Here is a 355-nt window from a genome sequence, read left to right on the forward strand (position 1 = left end):
CAGCCGTTTCAGCGAGACCCACAATAGTAAAAGAGGGTAGGCCATTCGATAGATGAACTTCTACAGAGACTGATTGCGCTTCAATCCCTAATGCGCTACGAGTTTTGGTAATGGCTAGGTTCATGATAATTCTCTACTTCCCTGATTGGACCAAGCCATTTTAACGAATCGAAGGATTGGAGTCGATGTTTAATTAACCTAAATTTGGTAATTGAATGTAAATCGATTCATTTGTCGAATTTAGATTAGTGCGGTTTAGATTTTTTTTTCGAAAGCGCATCAATTTGTTTTTGTAATGCTTCTACTTTTTCACGGGTACGTAATAATACTTTAACTTGCACATCGAATTCTTCAC

This window comes from Paenalicyclobacillus cellulosilyticus (assembly GCF_014647315.1).
GTDB classification, from domain to species: Bacteria; Bacillota; Bacilli; order Alicyclobacillales; family Alicyclobacillaceae; genus Alicyclobacillus_J; species Alicyclobacillus_J cellulosilyticus.